The organism is Bacillus sp. 05T31 (assembly GCF_056396725.1).
The window spans coordinates 1-1,334 of sequence record NZ_JBFTMA010000926.1 but is presented as its reverse complement, the minus strand read 5'-3'; the positions used below and the strand labels follow the sequence as shown (position 1 = coordinate 1,334).

The following is a 1,334-nucleotide window of genomic DNA, read 5'->3' as shown; positions in this document are numbered from 1 at the left end:
GTATTAAACATATAAACGTTAGAAGAAACTTGTAAAGCTCTTAGATCATCAATATTCCCGAAATCTTTCCAAGACTTTTTCTCCTTAGTTCCTTTAAACTTCATAGGCGCATCATAAAAGTAAGTACCTGGTGTTATAGCTTTCGTTTCGAAACCAGTCAATATTGTCGCACCTTTAACAGTTGATCCAAGCTCATAWGARCTWGTCAWYGTACCTAAAGCATAATCTTCWACTTYTGTWTTCCCATCTTTTTYYACTAATTTTTTCCCTGCCATTGATAATACTTGACCATTTTTCGGATTTATCATTACAACGAAAGCACGGTCCAACATCGATTCTGAACCTTTATAGGCCTTTAATATTTTTTCTATGCTCTCTTCTACTTTTTTCTGTAATTCCATATCTATTGTTAAAGTTAAATTCTTGCCGCTTTTTCCTTCAGAAACTGTTTCCGTTCTAATTGTCTTACCTTGTTTATCAGCAATACTTCTTACTTCTTTTTTCGTACCATGAAGCACATCTTCGTATTGCTGTTCGATGTAACTTTTCCCAACACGATCATTCCGGCTATACTCACGCACTAAATAATAATCTAATCGTTCACGTGGTAATCCTTCATCAGCATTCGAAACATTTCCAAGAACTGAACGGAATAAGCCATCATTTACATAGAGCCTTTCCCAATCAACTGATGCGTCTACACCTGGGAGATTTGCTAAATTTTCACTAATCACAGTATATTCCTTTTCACTAACATCTTTTTTAATAATTTGAGGTGCCATTTGATAACCTGAAGTCATTTTACTTTTAATAGCTAACACTTCTATATCTGTGGCTGTTAATTCTTGAAGATTTTTATCTGTGATGCGCTTTCTTTTTAAATCTTCTATTTTTTTGTCTAGATCTTTTCCATTAATATCCTTTTCCCTAAACTTATCTATTTCTTTTTTAGATACTAAATTTTGAGTAAGTTTTGGATTTAATTGCATCCAAAAATCTTTCTTATCAGTCTCGGTTAACTTATCAATATCTTCTTGCGGCATTTCAATTATGGCTGCAAGTTGTCTTGCGGTTTTTAACATTTCTTCCGCTTTTACACCTTTCACCTTTGTATATGTAATCGTACGTAAAGACTTATTGTCAACAACTGGATTACCTTCACGGTCATAAATTTTGCCGCGTGGTACTGTAAGATTAACAGTTGCATTCTCTCTTTTTTCTACTTCGTTTTTATATGTTTCTCCATCGAAAATTTGTACTTTACCTAACTGGATTATAATTCCAGAAAATAATAAAAACACACAAAAGAATAAAATATTTAATCGTATAGGTAG

General features: G+C 32.9%; 1 protein-coding gene. It reads right to left on the bottom strand.

Annotated elements, in window-relative coordinates:
* The coding region (locus AC1DJR_RS29955; RefSeq protein WP_477004253.1) for a penicillin-binding transpeptidase domain-containing protein at window positions 1–1,334 on the bottom strand (1,334 nt) is incomplete at both ends.